Here is a 16,919-nt window from a genome sequence, read left to right on the forward strand (position 1 = left end):
GTTGCAAAGAAACCCTTGCATAGAACTCTTTGCAACCTTACGGTTGAGCCATGCCCGAGAAGAACGCCGAAAGCCCGCAGCAGCCCCCGGCCTACGGGGCCTGGGGCCCCTGCTTGAACTCCAGCGCCGCCGCCATCGCGCCGAGCCCCTCGAAGCCGGCCGTGCCCGTCACCACGGTCACGTAGCCCTGCTCCTGCCGGACGAGCGCGTCGTACTTCTCGCCGTCCCAGCGCTCCCACGCCCGGTCGCCGACCTGCTGGGTCTGCCCGGTGGCCTTCGCCTGCTGCGTGAGCTTGGCCACGTTCTTGGCGGAGGCGTCGGTGGACTGCTCCACCGCCACGTACTGCTTGTCCGGGTCCTGGAAGCCCAGGTGCCAGGCGTTCGCGTTCTTGCGCTCGAAGGTCACCGAGGTCGCCCGCCACTGCTCCGGGAGGCCCACCGGGGCCGCCACGGGGTACGGCGCGGCGCGCCGGGCCGTGATGGTCTCCACGCGGTAGTCCACCGTGCGCGTCGGGTCGGCGTCCTCGTCATGGGGGATGAATATGTAGATGCCCGCCACGACCACGCCGATCACCGCCAGCGACCGGACCATGTCCCAGACCGTCTGCTTGCCTTTCATACCTGCCACCGCACCATCGTCCCGCATCGCCGTGGGCGATCAGCGGCCGGGGTGTCCGCTCAGCCGTACCGCATGACCGATATGCCGCTCATACGTGACCCGGTCTGCTCAATATGTCGATGAACCGATAGAGTTCCAGCACCCTCACATCCCGGCCGTCGTCGTACAGAAAGGTGCGCTCCGATGACCGAGCACAACCTGCCGCCCCAGCTCGAAGTCGCCCCCGACTCGCCTGACCGCAACCTCGCCCTGGAACTCGTACGGGTCACCGAGGCCGCGGCCCTCGCCGCGGGCCGGTGGGTCGGCCGCGGCGACAAGCTCGGCGCCGACGGCGCCGCGGTCAACGCCATGCGCACCCTGATCTCCACCGTCTCGATGAACGGCGTCGTCGTCATCGGCGAGGGCGAGAAGGACGAAGCCCCGATGCTCTTCAACGGCGAGCGCGTCGGCGACGGCACCGGTGCCGAGGTCGACATCGCCGTCGACCCCATCGACGGCACCACGCTCAACGCCAAGGGCATGCCCAACGCCATCGCCGTCCTGGCCGCCGCCGACCGCGGCACCATGTTCGACCCGTCCGCGGTCTTCTACATGGACAAGCTGGTCACCGGCCCCGAGGCCGCCGACTTCGTCGACATCAACGCCCCCGTCTCGGTGAACATCCGCCGCGTCGCCAAGGCCAAGCGGGTCGCCCCCGAGGACGTCACGGTCGTCATCCTGGACCGCCCCCGCCACGAGGGCATCGTCAAGGAGATCCGCGAGACCGGCGCCCGCATCAAGTTCATCTCCGACGGCGACGTCGCCGGCTCGGTCATGGCCGTCCGCGAGGGCACCGGCGTCGACCTGCTGATGGGCATCGGCGGCACCCCCGAGGGCATCATCTCCGCCTGCGCCATAAAGTGCCTCGGCGGCGTCATCCAGGGCAAGCTGTGGCCCAAGGACGACGCCGAGCGCCAGAAGGCCATCGACGCGGGCCACGACCTGGACCGGGTCCTGACCACGAACGACCTGGTGTCCGGCGAGAACGTCTTCTTCGTCGCCACCGGCATCACGGACGGCGAGCTGCTGCGCGGCGTCCACTACCGCTCGGAGACCGCGACCACGTCCTCGCTGGTCATGCGCTCGAAGTCGGGCACGATCCGGCAGATCGACTCCACGCACCGCCTGACGAAGCTGCGCGCCTACAGCGACATCGACTTCGACCGCGCCCGCTAGGAGCGGTCCGGCCGGTGACGGCACGACGAAGGGGCGGCCCCTGTGCGGGGGGCCGCCCCTTCGGCACGTCCGCTGCCGGTACGCCGGTCAGCCCGCCGCGGCGACCGGTCCGGGCGCGGCCGCGCCCGGGAGCAGCTCGGCGGCCCGGCGCCGCCTGCGCCCCAGCACCACCCGGCGCTCGGCGGCGGTGAGCCCGCCCCAGACCCCGTACGGCTCCGGCTGGAGCAGGGCGTGCTCGCGGCAGGCGACCATCACGGGACAGCGGGCGCAGACCCTTTTGGCGGCCTCCTCGCGGGCCAGCCGGGCCGCGGTCGGCTCCTTGGACGGTGCGAAGAAGAGTCCCGCCTCATCCCTGCGGCAGACGGCCTCGGCGTGCCATGGGCCGTCCTCTTCCCTGGCCGGAACCCGCGGCTTCGGCACGGCCGCCGGACGCGTCGGAAGGCTCTGGACGGCGGCTGCCTGCAGGGACTGATGCGGCGGATGCGGCACGGTCTACTCCTGACGACGTATACGCGAGCGAGAGACGATGCACCAGTCCCTACCCGCTGCGCGTGCCGCTATGCACCGTGCGCCACCGGGGCGACCCGGTTCGTCCGAAACCGGACGCAGCCCGGTCGGGTTTCAGTCGAGCTGCTTGCGGAGCTTGGCGGCCAGGTCGACGAGGCGGGATCCGCGCTTGGGCCGGGCCTCGATGTTGCCGAGCAGGGCGAAGCCGCGGACGATCACGACGGGGGCCTGCGGGTCGGCGGCGACGCCCTCGCCGCGCACTTCGAAGTTGCCGAGGACGCCGCTGCCGTAGCCGCGCAGGGTGACGTTCTCGGGGACCAGGACCTCGACGTTGCCGAGGACGCTGGTCACGGTGATCTCGGTGACCTGCTGCTCGAAGACGGCCTCGGTGAGGTCGATGGTGATGTCGCCCATGACCGATACCGCACGGGTGCGGGCGCCGGGGCGCCAGCGGCCCTTGCGGGCGGAGCTGCTGCACACCGCGACCACCGTCTCGACGGGTCCGCCGGCGGCCGCGGCCGTGGCCGCGACGGCTGCGGCGGGGGCGGCCGGCCGGTGGCCGCCCGTGTCCGCCGGGAGGTCGCGCACCAGCAGGTCCAGCTCCCCGACCGTCTTGACCGCGTACAGGGTGTCCAGGCGCTCGGAGTGCTCCTCGGAGGTCAGCCGGCCCTCCGCGAGGGCGTCGGAGAGGATCTGCGCGATCCGGTCCCGGTCGGCGTCGGAGGCGCGCAACCCGGACGGCGCTGCGGCCCCGCCGCCCGGCACGGGTGCAGGGGCAGGGGCTGCGGTGTGCTTTTCCATGTCCACGCCGCCCAGCATAGCGAGACACGATAGATCGCGATACTGCTGGGTGAGCCTTACCTCACAGACACAGTCGGCGCGAGAGGTCCTACGCTTGATGTCCGCGCTGCCAATTGGTCGCCAGCGCTGTCTGCCGAGTGAGGAATGGCTACCCAAATGCCGGAGTTCGCGTACACCGACCTGCTGCCCCTGGGCGAGGACACCACCCCCTACCGGCTGGTGACCTCGGAGGGCGTCTCGACGTTCGAGGCCGACGGCCGTACGTTCCTCAAGGTCGAGCCCGAGGCGCTGCGCAAGCTCGCCGCCGAGGCCATCCACGACATCCAGCACTTCCTGCGCCCCGCGCACCTCGCGCAGCTCCGCCGGATCATCGACGACCCGGAGGCCAGCTCGAACGACAAGTTCGTCGCGCTCGACCTCCTGAAGAACGCGAACATCGCGGCGGCCGGCGTCCTGCCGATGTGCCAGGACACGGGCACGGCGATCGTCATGGGCAAGCGCGGCCAGAACGTCCTCACGCAGGGCGGCGACGAGGAAGCCCTCTCGCGCGGCATCTACGACGCCTACACCGAGCTGAACCTGCGCTACTCGCAGATGGCCCCGCTGACCATGTGGGAGGAGAAGAACACCGGCTCGAACCTGCCCGCGCAGATCGAGCTGTACGCGACCGACGGCGGCGCGTACAAGTTCCTCTTCATGGCCAAGGGCGGCGGCTCCGCCAACAAGTCCTTCCTTTACCAGGAGACGAAGGCGGTCCTCAACGAGGCCTCCATGATGAAGTTCCTGGAGGAGAAGATCCGCTCGCTCGGTACGGCGGCCTGCCCGCCGTACCACCTGGCGATCGTGGTCGGCGGCACCTCCGCCGAGCACGCGCTGAAGACCGCGAAGTACGCCTCCGCGCACTACCTGGACGAGCTGCCGCGCGAGGGCTCGGCCCTGGGCCACGGCTTCCGCGACGAGGCCCTGGAGCAGCAGGTCTTCGAGCTGACCCAGAAGATCGGCATCGGCGCGCAGTTCGGCGGCAAGTACTTCTGCCACGACGTCCGCGTCGTCCGCCTCCCCCGCCACGGCGCCTCCCTCCCGGTCGCCATCGCCGTGTCCTGCTCCGCGGACCGCCAGGCGGTCGCGAAGATCACCGCCGAGGGCGTCTTCCTGGAGCAGCTGGAGACGGACCCGGCGCGCTTCCTGCCCGACACCACGGACTCCCACCTGGACGAGTCCTCGGACGTGGTCTCCATCGACCTGAACCAGCCGATGGACGAGATCCTGGCGACCCTGACCAAGCACCCGGTCAAGACCCGCCTGTCCCTCACCGGACCCCTGGTCGTGGCCCGCGACATCGCGCACGCCAAGATCAAGGAGCGGCTGGACGCGGGCGAGGGCATGCCGCAGTACCTCAAGGACCACCCGGTGTACTACGCCGGCCCCGCGAAGACCCCCGAGGGCTACGCCTCCGGTTCCTTCGGCCCGACCACGGCCGGCCGCATGGACAGCTACGTCGAGCAGTTCCAGGCGGCGGGCGGCTCCAAGGTCATGCTGGCCAAGGGCAACCGCTCGCAGCAGGTGACGGACGCGTGCGGCGCGCACGGCGGCTTCTACCTCGGCTCGATCGGCGGCCCGGCGGCGCGCCTGGCGCAGGACTGCATCAAGAAGGTCGAGGTCCTGGAGTACGAGGAGCTCGGCATGGAGGCGGTCTGGAAGATCGAGGTCGAGGACTTCCCGGCCTTCATCGTCGTCGACGACAAGGGCAACGACTTCTTCCAGAACCCGGCCCCCGAGCCGACGTTCACCCACATCCCGGTGCGCGGCCCGGGTCTGTAATACGCGGCTCCGAGGGCCCCTCCCCCGTTCGGGGGAGGGGCCCTCGCGCATGTCGGCCGATCGGCAGATGCCGTACCGGCGCGCTCCCGGCGAGGCTGTTCCCGTACCCGAACGGCCCACCTGAAAAGGGAGTTCACCATGAAGACCCGTACCCGCGCCCTCGCCCTCGCCGGGACCGCCGCCCTGCTCGCGGCCGTGGCCCTCGCGAGCCCCGCCCCGGCGGCGCCGGTCGCGCCGAAGACCGCCTCGGTGCACGGGGGCGGCGCGATCTTCTTCCCGTACTCCGCCAAGGACGACATCCGCTTCACGGTCGACGCCGAGTCGGTCCCGTGGACCAAGCCGTACCCGAACACCCCGGGCCTGGAGCAGGGCCTGCCGACGGACGCGCGGGGCCGGGTGACCATCTCCCACCTCTTCAAGGAGACCGGCTTCACCGGCACCGCCGAGGCGGAGGTGGACTGTCTGGTCACGGGCGGGAAGACCGCCACCCTGACCGCCGTGGTCAAGACCTCGAACGTCGACGGCTGGGAGGGCAAGCGGATCGGGATCAGCGTCCAGGACGGTGAGCGCGGGGCGCCGGACCGGGTCGGCTTCTCCTGGGCGGTCGCCAACGTCGACGTGAAGGCCGACGGCTCGGTGTCGGAACCCCGGGTGGGCACCTGCATGGCCCCGGCCCCGTTCACGGAGGTGGTCAAGGGCGGCTTCAAGGTCACCCCGGCCCCGCTGGCCCCGCAGCCGGCGAAGCCCGCGAAGCCGTAGTTCCCGGCCTGCGGTTTCCGCTCCGGGGCCCCGGGGTTAACGTCGGGTACGCCGCCCTGCGGCGACCCGTTCACCCCGGTTCGCAAGGATCCCCGTATGACAGCGACGACCCCCTCCCTCCGCACCGCCCGCACCACGCGGGTCGTCGCGCACCGCGGGGCCTCCCACGAGCACCCCGAGCACACCGCCCAGGCCTACCGGCAGGCCATCGCCGACGGGGCCGACGCGCTGGAGTGCGACGTGCGGCTGACCCGTGACGGGCGGCTGGTGTGCGTGCACGACCGGACCGTGGAGCGGACCTCCGACGGGCGGGGGGTGGTCTCCGCGACGACGTACGAGGAGCTGTGCGCGTTCGACTTCGGCCGGTGGAAGGGCGAGGAGCACCGGGGGGCGCGGGTGCTGCTCTTCGAGGACCTGCTGGGGGAGGCCCTCGCCGCGGACCGGCCCGTCGGGCTGGCAGTGGAGACCAAGCACCCCACCCGGGCCGGCGGGCGCCTGGAGGCGGAGCTGGTCCGGGTGCTGAAGGAGCACGGGCTGGCCGACGGTGCGGACGGCCGCGTCGAGGTGATGAGCTTCTCCCGGAACGCGCTGGCCCGGATGCACCGGCTGGCGCCGGGTCTGCCGGCCGTGTACCTGATCGAGCGGGCCGTGCGGCCGCCGCGTCCGCCGTTCGCGGGGCACGCGGGTCCCGGGATCGACCTGGTGCGCCGGGATCCGGGGCTGGTGGGGCGGCTGCGGGCGAAGGGGCTGCGGGTGCGGGTGTGGACCGTGGACGAGCCCGAGGACGTGGAGCTGTGCGTGCGGCTCGGGGTGGAGACGATCATCACCAACCGGCCCCGGCAGGTACGGGAGCAGCTGGAGGCCATGTAGCGGGCCGGGCTCCGCGCCCGGACGTGGGAACACCCGGCCGGATCGGTCCGGCCGGGTGTGGGGGGTTCGGTGGCGGTGAGGGGGTTACGCGAAGCGCTGGTTCGCGGAGCCGTTGCAGGGCTGGAGGCGCAGCTGCTCGTGGGCGGCGGCGACGGTGAGGCACATGCCGGGGGCGGCGGCGGGGCGCAGGGTGGCGCCGTCGCGGACGAACTGCTGGTTGGCTCCGCCGTGGCAGTTGTAGAGGATCATCCCGGTGCCGGCGCCGTAGTTGGCGCCCGGGGCGTCGAGGCAGCGGTCGTGGGTGAGCTCGACGTGGAGGGACTTCTTGGCGGGGTCGTACCACCAGCCCTGGTTGCGGCCGCCGTGGCAGTCCCAGCCGACCACCTTGGTCTCGTTGGCGCTGGAGCCGCCGAAGGAGTCGAGGCAGTTGCCGGTGGCCTCGTTCTTGACGGGCTTGTAGAGGGAGTCCCAGGCGCCGGCCTGGAGTACGGGGGTGCCGGTGCTCGCCGGGTCGGCGCAGGAGGCCTCGCGCAGGCCGGAGTCGTAGAGCTGGGTGAGGCAGGACGCGAAGGCGCCGTGGCCGCGGTAGTTGGGGTGGAAGGACTGGCGGGCGGTGTTCTCGTCCCAGGGGAAGTGGTCCCCGAGGTCGAGGTAGAGGCCGCGGGCCCAGGTGTCCTCCATGCAGACCTCGTGGCCGTGGAAGAGCCGCGAGTTGTCGAGGTAGACCGCGCCGGAGGCGAGGGCGGCGGCGCGCATGCCCTTCTCGAAGGTGGGCACGGCGTAGTTGCGGCCCCAGGCGGCGTCGGAGTCGTAGCCGGCGCAGCCGCCGGGGAGCTTGCCGGGGAAGTTCGGGTTGTCGCCGAAGTCGGGGCCGATGGGGCTGGGGTAGCCCATGACGACGAGCTTGTAGTCGGTGTCGGCGTAGCCGGCGTCGCGCATGACCGTCTTGAGGTCGGCGACGGTGGCTTCGACCTTGGGCTTCAGGCCGTCGACGCGGGCCTGCCAGCCGGGGCCGTACTTGGGTTCGCAGGTGCCCTGGCTGAGTACCCAGCGGGTGACGCAGTCGGTCATGACGGGGCCGAACTGGAGGTCGTCGTTGGCTCCGGCGACCAGCACCACCATCTTGATCCTGGTGTTGCGGGCCTTGATGGCGAGGTTGTCGCTCTGGACGAGTTCGTCGGCGTACTGCTTGCTGCCGCCGATGCGGATGTTGCCCGTGTAGCCGCCGGAGCAGGCGACGTTGAAGGTGAGGTCGGCGGGGATGCCCGTGCGGTGGATGGCCGCGTCGGGCGAGCGGTGGCACTGGTTGGACGCGGTGTTGGTGGCGGGGTCGTAGTTGCCGACGCCCTCGCCGGAGATCTCGCTGTCGCCGAGCGAGATGAGGCCGGTCTTGCGCTCGGCGAGCGGGCGGACGGCCGGGTCTCCGTAGATCTTCACGGCCTCGGCGGCCCGGACGGCCTCCAGTTCCGGCGACAGGGGTGCGATCGAGCCGGACGCGGCGGGCGCGGCCTGGGCCAGGGGGGTGACGGCGGTGACGCCCCCGAGGGCGGCCGCGAATGCCGCGAGGGCGGCGAAGGTACATCTGAGCGTGGGTTTCGTGCGGGCACGTGTCATGAACGCCTCCCCGATATCGGTGTTACCCCCGGTATTTACTGGCCGGTAGGGGAGATGGGAACAGTTCGAACAAGACAATTGCTCAAGTTTCTGAGGAGGCTACACAGATGACTGACGATCAGCAGCCGCAGGCGTTCCGGACCGAGCACGACTCCATGGGCGAGGTACGCGTCCCCGCGCACGCCAAGTGGCGCGCGCAGACCCAGCGCGCGGTGGAGAACTTCCCGCTCTCCGGGCAGCGCATCGAGCGCGCCCACATCGAGGCCCTCGCCCGGATCAAGGCCGCCGCCGCCCTGGTCAACGCAAAGCTGGGGGTGGTGGACGAGGACGTCGCGCAGGCGATCCGCTCGGCCGCGGCCGAGGTCGCCGAGGGGCGCTGGGACGAGCACTTCCCCGTCGACGTGTTCCAGACCGGGTCCGGGACCTCGTCCAACATGAACACCAACGAGGTGATCGCGACCCTGGCCACCGAGCGGCTCGGGCGCGAGGTCCACCCCAACGACCACGTCAACGCCTCGCAGAGCTCCAACGACGTCTTCCCCTCGTCGATCCACATCGCCGCCACCGCCGCCGTCTCCCGCGAGCTGATCCCGGCCCTGGAGCACCTCGCCGCCGCCCTGGAGCGCAAGGCGGCCGAGTTCGCCGAGGTGGTCAAGGCCGGGCGCACGCACCTGATGGACGCCACCCCGGTCACCCTGGGCCAGGAGTTCGGCGGGTACGCCGCCCAGGTCCGCTACGGCGTCGACCGGCTGCGGGCCGCCCTGCCGAGGCTGGCCGAACTGCCCCTGGGCGGAACGGCGGTGGGCACCGGCATCAACACCCCGCCCGGCTTCTCGGCGGCCGTGATCGCCGAGGTGGCCGCTGCGACGGGGCTGCCGCTGACCGAGGCGCGCGACCACTTCGAGGCACAGGGCGCGCGGGACGCGCTGGTGGAGACCTCGGGAGTGCTCCGCACGATCGCCGTCTCGCTCACCAAGATCTGCAACGACCTGCGCTGGATGTCCTCGGGCCCGCGCACCGGATTGGCCGAAATCAATCTGCCGGACCTCCAGCCCGGGTCCTCGATCATGCCCGGGAAGGTCAATCCGGTCGTCCCCGAGGCCCTGTTGATGATCGCCGCGCAGGTGATGGGGAACGACGCGACGGTCGCCGTGGCGGGCGCCGCGGGCAACTTCGAGCTCAATGTGATGCTCCCGGTGATGGCCCGGAACCTGCTCGAATCGATCCGCCTGCTGGGCAACGGGAGCCGGCTGCTGGCCGACCGCACCGTGGACGGGATCACCGCCAATTCCGACCGGGCCAGGGAGTACGCCGAATCCTCGCCCTCCGTGGTGACCCCGCTGAACCGGTACATCGGCTACGAGGAGGCCGCCAAGGTGGCCAAGCGGGCGCTCGCCGAGCGGAAGACGATCAGGGAGGTCGTGCTGGAGTCCGGCTACGTCGACCGGGGCGCGCTCACCCTCGCGCAGCTGGACGAGGCGCTCGACGTACTGCGGATGACCCGGCCCTGAAATCGGTTCCGGCCATGGGCCGGATCCGGTCGTTTACCGCCCCCGGCCCCCTCCGTGACCTGCACCGCAGCATCTCGCGGGGCCGCAGCCCTAAGATCTGCGCATGACAGGTACGTACGGGGGGTCCGGGGGCGGCGCGGCGCCGCCCGCCGCGGGTGACGCGGCGTCGGAGCGGCACTGGGCGCCCGGGGAGCAGATCCTCTGGCGCTACCGCGACCACGCCCCGGGGCCGGCCGGCCCGTTCCACATCGCCCGCCCGGTGACGGTGGTGCGCGACACCGACGAGCTGCTCGCGGTGTGGATGGCGCCCGGCACCGAATGCGTCAAGCCGGTGCTGGCCGACGGCAGCCCGGTGCACCGGGAGCCGCTCGCCACCCGCTACACCGCGCCGCGCACCACCGCGCGCTCGCGCTGGTTCGGCGGCGGCGTGCTGAAGCTGGCCCGGCCCGGGGAACCGTGGTCGGTCTGGCTGTTCTGGGACGACGACTGGCACCTGCGGAACTGGTACGTCAACCTGGAGGAGCCCCGCACCCGGTGGGCCGGCGGGGTGGACTCCGTGGACCACTTCCTGGACATCGCGGTCTACCCGGACCGGAGCTGGAAGTGGCTGGACGAGGACGAGTTCGCGCAGGCGCAGCGCATCGGGCTGATGGACCAGGACCAGGCGCGCCAGGTGGTGGACGCGGGGCGCTCGGCGGTGCAGGTCGTCAAGGCCTGGGGGGCTCCGTTCTGCGACGGATGGCAGGACTGGAGGCCCGATCCGGCCTGGGGAGTTCCGGTTCTGCCCGAGGACTGGGACCGCACCCCGGCGCATATGACCTCATGAGACCCTTGATGCGCCCCCGGGGGTCAAACGTAGGATCGTCCTCCGCAGGTCGTGCACGAGGGGCCCCACCAGTCCCGCATCCGTAAATGACCTGCGGCGACCGGGACTTGACCGGAGGTCGACGCGAGCGAAAGGTAACGAGCGGGACGCGGTACCCGGGGGTGATGGTGCCCCCGCCGCTGAGCGGGTATACCGCGACTGACCGAGTTGAGTGCAGCGCACATCGAGCGCAAACGGACGGAATTCCACGCGTGACGGAGTACCCCACCTCCCAGGAGGGCCCGCAGCCCACCGTCGCCTCCGGCGGAGGTACGGACGAGCTCGGCCACGGCAAGGCCCCCATCGCGGCCGCCGAGGCCGTACGCACGCATGCCGACTTCCCGCGCCCGCGCGGCACCGCCGGCGAGGGCTCCGGGCACGGCCCCGCGGACACCGGCACGGCCCCGGCGCGCGGCCGGGACGGCGAGGCCGCGCGCAACGCGGGCCGGCGCACCCCGGCCGACGGGGCAACCGGCGAACCGGCCGCCGACGGGGCCGCCGCGACGGCCGTACGGGCGGTCCCGCTCCCGGGCTCCGGCGCGGGTGCCGGCTCCGGCACCGGCCCCGGCTTCGGGGAGGCCGGGGTGGCCCGCCGCGAGGGCGACCGGCTGCGCTTCGTCGGCGCCGCCACGCGCCGGATCGCGCGCGGCATCGACCTCGACGAGATCGTGCTCGGCCTGTGCCGGGCCACCGTGCCGACGTTCTCCGACGCCATCCTCGTCTACCTGCGCGACCCGCTGCCCGTCGGCGACGAGCGGCCCGTCGGCCCGGTCGTTTTAAGGCTGCGCCGCACCGACCGGCTCCGGCCGATCGACGACCTGACCGACGCCGCCGAGGGCGCCGGGGCCGCGGGGGCCGCCGGCGAGCTCGACTTCAGCCAGCTGCCGCTGGTCGGCCCGCAGGGTGACCTGCCCGCGGCCGAGCTGTGCGAGATCCGCCCCGGCGGGGCCCTCGCCGAGGTGCTGCGCGGCGTACGGCCGGTCTTCGGGTCGGCCGCCGGGGCCAAGGACGCGCTCCCGGAGCTGCTGGGCGCCGACCATCCCGTGCCGCGCGGCCAGCGGGCCATCCTGGCCCCGCTGCGGGGCCGCCGGCGCGTGATCGGCGCGGCGGTGTTCCTGCGCACCCCGGACCGGGACGCGTTCGAGACGAACGACCTGCTGGTGGCCGCGCAGCTGGCCACGCACACCGCGCTCGGCATCGACAAGGCCGTGCTCTACGGGCGCGAGGCCTACATCGCCGACGAGCTCCAGCGCACCATGCTGCCCGACGGCCTCCCCCAGCCCACCGGGGTCCGCCTCGCCTCCCGCTACCTGCCCGCCGCCGAGACCGCCCGGGTGGGCGGCGACTGGTACGACGCCATACCGCTGCCCGGCAGCCGGGTCGCGCTCGTCGTCGGCGACGTCATGGGCCACTCCATGACCTCCGCGGCGATCATGGGCCAGCTGCGCACCACCGCGCAGACCCTGGCCCAGCTGGACCTGCCGCCGGCCGAGGTGCTGCACCACCTGGACGAGCAGGCCCAGCGGCTGGGCTCCGACCGCATGGCCACCTGCCTGTACGCGGTCTACGACCCGGTCTCGCACCGCATCACCATCGCCAACGCCGGCCACCCGCCGCCGGTGCTGCTGCACCTGGGCGGCCGCGCCGAGGTGCTGCGCGTGCCGCCGGGCGCCCCCATCGGGGTCGGCGGCGTGGACTTCGAGGCCGTGGAGCTGGACGCCCCGGCCGGGGCCACCCTGCTGCTGTACACGGACGGCCTGGTGGAGTCCCGGCTGCGGGACGTGTGGACCGGCATCGAGCAGCTCCGCGAACGCCTCGCGACGACCGCGCAGCTGACCGGGCTGGACCACTCGCCGCCGCTGGAGGCCCTCTGCGACGACGTGCTGGACATGCTGGGCCCGGGCGACCGGGACGACGACATCGCGCTGCTCGCGGCCCGCTTCGAGGGCATCGCGCCCAGCGACGTGGCGTACTGGTTCCTGGACCCGGAGGAGACCGCTCCGGGCCGGGCCCGCCGGTTCGCCCGGCGCGCGCTGGCCCGCTGGGGGCTGGAGGAGCTGAGCGACTCGCTGGAGCTGCTGGTCAGCGAGGTGGTCACCAACGCCGTCCGGTACGCGGAGCGGCCGGTGACGCTGCGCCTGCTGCGCACGGACGTGCTGCGCTGCGAGGTCGGCGACGACTCCCCGCAGCTGCCGCGCCAGCGGCGGGCCAGGGACACCGACGAGGGCGGGCGCGGCCTGTTCCTGGTCAACCGGCTCGCCCGGCGGTGGGGCGCGACCCGGCTGAGCAGCGGCAAGGTGGTCTGGTTCGAGCTCCCGCTGCCGGGGCCGCACGAGCGGCGCTGACCGGCGGCGGCACGCGGAACCGGGAACAGGAGCGGAAACGGAAACGGGACGGCCCCGCAGCGCAATCGCTGCGGGGCCGTCTTCGTCGTGCGCGCCTAGTTGCCGAACAGGTCCGGCTGCGGCGGGCCGGGCGGCGACGGGTCCTTCGTCGGCGGGGTCGGCTTGCCGGTCGGCTGGGTCGGCTTGCCGGTCGGCGTCGTGGGCTTGCCGGTCGGCGGGGTCGAGCCGCCGGAGCTGCCCGAGGGGTCCGGGGTGCCGGTCGGGCGGGTGCTGCCGGAGCCGGACGGCGACGGGGAGACGGAGCCGCTGGGGGTGGCCGACGGGCTGGGGGCGCGGGACGGCGCCGGGGTGCCCATCCGGGCGTCGTCCAGGTCGAACTGGCCCGCGGTCGTGCCCTTGAGCGCGGCCGTCGTGTACGCCTGCCAGATCTGCGCGGGGAAGCTGGAGCCGCCCGCACGGCCCTTGCCGGCGGTACCGGTCAGGGTGACCTGGCCGTGGGTGTTGGGGTCCTCGCCGAACATCGCGACGACGGTGACCAGTTCCGGGGTGTAGCCGGTGAACCAGGCGGCCACGTTGGACTCGGTGGTACCGGTCTTGCCGGCGGCCTCGTAGGCGGAGCTGCGGACGGCCTTGCCGGAGCCGTTCTCGACCACGCCGGTGAGGACCTTGGTCACGGTGTCGGCGGTGGTGCTGGTGAGCACCTGGGAGCCGATCGGGGCGACGGGAGCGAACTCGCCGTCCTTGTGCTCGGCCTTCTTGATGATGCTCGGGGTGACCTTCTTGCCGTGGTTGTCGAGGGTGGCGTAGACGGCGGCCATCTCGACGGTGTTGGCGCTCATCGTGCCGAGCGACATGGCGGGCTTGTCGGCGGGCCAGCCCGGGCGGTCGTTCATGCCCATGGATATGGCGGTCTTCTTCACGCTCGTCGGCTTGGCGTCGACGATCATCTGTGCGTAGACCGAGTTGACGGAGGAGTTGGTGGCCTCCTGGACCGAGATCATCGGGTCGCCGTAGTTCTCGTTGTCCTGGTTCTGCGGGGCGAACGGGGTGTCGCTGCCGACCACCTGGCGCTTGCTGGTGCCGTCGTAGAGGGTGCTCGGGTTGATCGGGCGGCCGTCCTGCGTCTTGGCCCCGCTCTCCAGGGCGGAGGCCAGCACGATCGGCTTGAAGGTCGAGCCCGGCTGGAAGTCGGTGCGCAGGGCGTTGCTCGCGGCCTTCTCCGCCAGGCCCACGCCGCCGTACATGGCGACGATGTGGCCGGTCTTGGCGTCGACGGAGGTGGCGCCGGCCTGGACGCTCTGGTCCTGGGGCCGGTTCTTGGTGTCCTTGCGGTCGAGCTTGGACTCCAGCTCGTCCTGGACGGCCTTCTCCAGGGCGGCCTGCTTCTTCTTGTCGATCGCGAGGGTGATCGTCCAGCCGCCGGCGTTGATCTGGGCGTCCTTGATCCCCTGCTTGTTCATCTCGGCCTCGGCGGCCTGGATGAGGTAGCCCTTCTGGCCGTCCATGCCCGGACGCGGCTTGGGCTTGATCGGCTCCTGGAACTTCAGGGTCTGGCGCTTGGCCTGGTCCAGCTTGCCCATCTCGACCATGTTGTCGAGGACGGCGTTGAAGCGGATCATCACGAGGCGCTTGCCGTTGGGGCCGGCGGTCGCCCAGTCGTACTGGCTGGGGGCCTGGATGACGGCGGCGAGGTACGCGCCCTGCTCCAGGGTCAGCTTGTCGGAGTCGACGCCGTAGTAGGCCTGGGCCGCGGCCTGGATGCCGTACGCGTTGCGGCCGTAGAAGTTGGTGTTCAGGTAGCCCGCGAGGATGTCGGGCTTCTCCATCCGCTGGTCGACCTTGAGCGAGATGATCAGCTCGCGGAGCTTGCGCGTCGGCGACTGGTCCTGGGTCAGGTAGTAGTTCTTGACGTACTGCTGGGTGATCGTCGAACCACCGGCCGTGCCCTTGCCGCGGACCGTGTTGACGAGGCCGCGGGCCACGCCCATGACGTCGACGCCGCGGTCCGTGTAGAAGGTCTTGTTCTCGATCGCGATGAACGCGGTGCGGACGTCCTCGGGGACCTTGTCGATCGGGACGATCTCGCGGTTCATGTCGCCGGTGCGGGCCATGATCGAACCGTCGGCGTACTTGTACGTGTTGCTCTGGAGCGTCGCGGTCTTGTTGGGGTCGTTCGGCTCGTCCACGGAGAAGTAGAGGGCTACGGCCGCGACCACCAGGAGGACTATGCCGCCGAGGAAAGTCCCCAGCAGCACCTTCCAGTTGAGGAAGCGGCGTATGCCACTGCGCTTCTTCGTCGCCTTGCCCGCGCGCCCGCCGGCGCGCCCGCTCGGCGCATTCCGCGCACCGCGTTGCTGCTGCGCCCGTCGCGCATCTGCTCGGCCCATCGCTCCCGCTCCGCTCGATTTACCCCCCCGACGTCAGCTCAGAAAACTAACACCGCAGGCTGTGACAAAGTTTGATCAACCCGGATCAATACCGGTCAATTCGGACGTGAGAATCAGCACCCACTCCGATGGAACCGACGCCCACGATGCCGGAAGGGTTGCGGTGTCCGCAAAAAGTGATATCACTTTGATAGAGCGGCACGGTCGACGACGGCCGGACGCAACTGACCAAACGGGGGCATTCCATGACGAACACAGCGGACGCGCGACCGAGTGGGGTACGTGAGTTCACCGCGCGCAGCGTCGGCGGCGGACCGGCCCTGCTGCTCGGGCTGGCGGGCGTCGCGGCCGGGGCGGGCCTGCTGGCGCTCGCCGCCGTGTCGGACGCGACGGCGGTCAAGGCGGCCCTGATCCCGCTGGGCTTCCTGCTGTTCCTCGGCTCGATCCTCGCGATGACCGGCCTCAACACGGTGGCCCCGGGCGAGGCCCGGGTGGTCCAGCTGTTCGGCCGCTACCGGGGCACGGTCCGCACGGACGGCCTGCGCTGGGTCAACCCGCTGACCTCGCGCCAGAAGATCTCCACCCGGGTGCGCAACCACGAGACGGCCGTCCTCAAGGTCAACGACGCCTACGGCAACCCGATCGAGCTCGCGGCGGTCGTGGTGTGGAAGGTCGCCGACACGGCGCGCGCCGTGTTCGAGGTCGAGGACTTCACCGAGTTCGTCGAGACCCAGACCGAGGCCGCGGTCCGGCACATCGCCATCGAGTACCCCTACGACGCCCACGACGAGGGCGGCTTGTCGCTCCGCGGGAACGCCGAGGAGATCACCGAGAAGCTCGCGGCCGAGCTGGCGACCCGGGTCGAGGCGGCGGGCGTGGAGATCATCGAGTCCCGCTTCACGCATCTCGCGTACGCTCCGGAGATCGCCTCCGCGATGCTCCAGCGCCAGCAGGCGGGCGCGGTCGTGGCGGCCCGCAAGCAGATCGTCGAGGGTGCGGTGGGCATGGTGGAGCTCGCCCTGACCCGGCTGGCCGAGGAGGACATCGTGGACCTGGACCCGGAGCGCAAGGCCTCCATGGTCTCCAACCTGATGGTGGTGCTCTGCGGCGACCGCGCGGCCACGCCGGTCATCAACACGGGCACCCTCTACCAGTGACCCCCTCCGCCGCTCCCCGCCCCGGCGGCCCCCAGGGCCAGGGGGCCGGCACGGGCTCCGGCGCGGGCTCCGGCCCGGGCCCCGGTTCCGCCCCGGCCGAGGGCAAGCCCGCCCGGGCGGCACGGCAGGCGCGCAAGCAGGTGCTCCTGCGACTCGACCCGCAGGTCTACGACGCCCTCGCGCGCTGGGCCGGCGAGGAGCTGCGCAGCACGAACGCGCAGATCGAGTTCCTGCTGCGCCGGGCCCTGTCCGAGGCGGGCCGGCTCCCCGGCGGCGCCGCCCCGATCCCCCCGCGCGGCCGCCCCCGCAGCGCACCGGAATCCTGAGCCCGTACGCCCGTAGGCTCGCGAGCCCGCTGCCCCTCCCGAAGGCCCGCCGACTCCCCGTCGGCGGGCCTTCGGCATGCCCGCCCGCATATCCGCCCGCATATCCGCACGTCAGATGGCTA

Annotated in this window: 14 protein-coding genes; 9 read left to right on the forward strand and 5 right to left on the reverse strand. The window is 71.9% G+C overall.

Annotated elements, in window-relative coordinates; genetic code table 11:
- Positions 1-91 precede the first annotated feature (91 nt).
- On the reverse strand, positions 92-619 hold the full coding sequence (locus ACQKM2_RS29510; RefSeq protein ID WP_427715092.1) for a DUF4245 domain-containing protein: 528 nt from the start codon (positions 617-619) through the stop codon (positions 92-94).
- A gap of 183 nt (positions 620-802) precedes the next feature.
- On the opposite strand from ACQKM2_RS29510, the gene glpX reads away from it, so the two are divergent.
- The gene (gene glpX / locus ACQKM2_RS29515; RefSeq protein ID WP_427714987.1) at positions 803-1,834 is read left to right on the forward strand and encodes a class II fructose-bisphosphatase; all 1,032 of its coding nucleotides are present in this window, start codon (positions 803-805) and stop codon (positions 1,832-1,834) included.
- Positions 1,835-1,921: 87 nt separating this feature from the next.
- Here glpX and ACQKM2_RS29520 read toward each other — a convergent pair whose 3' ends face one another.
- Positions 1,922-2,323 (reverse strand): WhiB family transcriptional regulator, encoded by a 402-nt coding sequence (locus ACQKM2_RS29520; RefSeq protein WP_386274951.1) that lies wholly within the window; start codon positions 2,321-2,323, stop codon positions 1,922-1,924.
- Positions 2,324-2,455: 132 nt separating this feature from the next.
- Positions 2,456-3,148, reverse strand: coding sequence for a DUF1707 SHOCT-like domain-containing protein (locus ACQKM2_RS29525; protein WP_427714989.1), 693 nt, complete (start codon positions 3,146-3,148; stop codon positions 2,456-2,458).
- A gap of 150 nt (positions 3,149-3,298) precedes the next feature.
- Between ACQKM2_RS29525 and ACQKM2_RS29530 the strand changes: the two genes are divergently transcribed.
- The 3 genes from ACQKM2_RS29530 to ACQKM2_RS29540 all read left to right on the forward strand — a co-directional run bounded on the left by ACQKM2_RS29530 (position 3,299) and on the right by ACQKM2_RS29540 (position 6,592).
- Positions 3,299-4,963 carry a fumarate hydratase gene (locus ACQKM2_RS29530; protein WP_427714991.1) on the forward strand — a complete coding sequence of 555 codons (1,665 nt, stop codon included), beginning with the start codon at positions 3,299-3,301 and terminating at the stop codon, positions 4,961-4,963.
- 138 nt (positions 4,964-5,101) lie between these two features.
- Entirely contained in the window at positions 5,102-5,722 is a 621-nt protein-coding gene (locus ACQKM2_RS29535; protein WP_427714992.1) for a hypothetical protein, read from the forward strand.
- Between the two features lie 96 nt (positions 5,723-5,818).
- Positions 5,819-6,592, forward strand: coding sequence for a glycerophosphodiester phosphodiesterase (locus tag ACQKM2_RS29540; RefSeq protein ID WP_427714994.1), 774 nt, complete (start codon positions 5,819-5,821; stop codon positions 6,590-6,592).
- Positions 6,593-6,676: 84 nt separating this feature from the next.
- Here ACQKM2_RS29540 and ACQKM2_RS29545 read toward each other — a convergent pair whose 3' ends face one another.
- Positions 6,677-8,206, reverse strand: coding sequence for a ricin-type beta-trefoil lectin domain protein (locus tag ACQKM2_RS29545; RefSeq protein ID WP_427714996.1), 1,530 nt, complete (start codon positions 8,204-8,206; stop codon positions 6,677-6,679).
- Positions 8,207-8,313: 107 nt separating this feature from the next.
- Here ACQKM2_RS29545 and ACQKM2_RS29550 point away from each other — a divergent pair, with 107 nt between their 5' ends.
- The 3 genes from ACQKM2_RS29550 to ACQKM2_RS29560 all read left to right on the forward strand — a co-directional run bounded on the left by ACQKM2_RS29550 (position 8,314) and on the right by ACQKM2_RS29560 (position 12,927).
- Positions 8,314-9,717: a class II fumarate hydratase gene (locus tag ACQKM2_RS29550; protein ID WP_427714998.1), complete on the forward strand. Its 1,404-nt coding sequence runs from the start codon at positions 8,314-8,316 to the stop codon at positions 9,715-9,717.
- Positions 9,718-9,820: 103 nt separating this feature from the next.
- Positions 9,821-10,543, forward strand: coding sequence for a cytidylyl-2-hydroxypropylphosphonate hydrolase (gene fomD, locus ACQKM2_RS29555; RefSeq protein ID WP_427714999.1), 723 nt, complete (start codon positions 9,821-9,823; stop codon positions 10,541-10,543).
- A gap of 251 nt (positions 10,544-10,794) precedes the next feature.
- The gene (locus tag ACQKM2_RS29560) at positions 10,795-12,927 is read left to right on the forward strand and encodes a SpoIIE family protein phosphatase (RefSeq protein ID WP_427715001.1); all 2,133 of its coding nucleotides are present in this window, start codon (positions 10,795-10,797) and stop codon (positions 12,925-12,927) included.
- A 95-nt stretch (positions 12,928-13,022) separates the two neighbouring features.
- Here ACQKM2_RS29560 and ACQKM2_RS29565 read toward each other — a convergent pair whose 3' ends face one another.
- The gene (locus tag ACQKM2_RS29565) at positions 13,023-15,314 is read right to left on the reverse strand and encodes a transglycosylase domain-containing protein (RefSeq protein WP_427715002.1); all 2,292 of its coding nucleotides are present in this window, start codon (positions 15,312-15,314) and stop codon (positions 13,023-13,025) included.
- 245 nt (positions 15,315-15,559) lie between these two features.
- On the opposite strand from ACQKM2_RS29565, the gene ACQKM2_RS29570 reads away from it, so the two are divergent.
- Positions 15,560-16,471 (forward strand): SPFH domain-containing protein, encoded by a 912-nt coding sequence (locus ACQKM2_RS29570; RefSeq protein ID WP_427715004.1) that lies wholly within the window; start codon positions 15,560-15,562, stop codon positions 16,469-16,471.
- Between the two features lie 140 nt (positions 16,472-16,611).
- Positions 16,612-16,797, forward strand: a complete 186-nt coding sequence (locus ACQKM2_RS29575; protein WP_427715094.1) for a hypothetical protein — start codon at positions 16,612-16,614, stop codon at positions 16,795-16,797.
- Positions 16,798-16,919: the final 122 nt, after the last annotated feature.

It is taken from the genome of Streptomyces sp. NPDC004126, from assembly GCF_050275515.1.
In the GTDB taxonomy this organism is placed as follows: domain Bacteria; phylum Actinomycetota; class Actinomycetes; order Streptomycetales; family Streptomycetaceae; genus Streptomyces.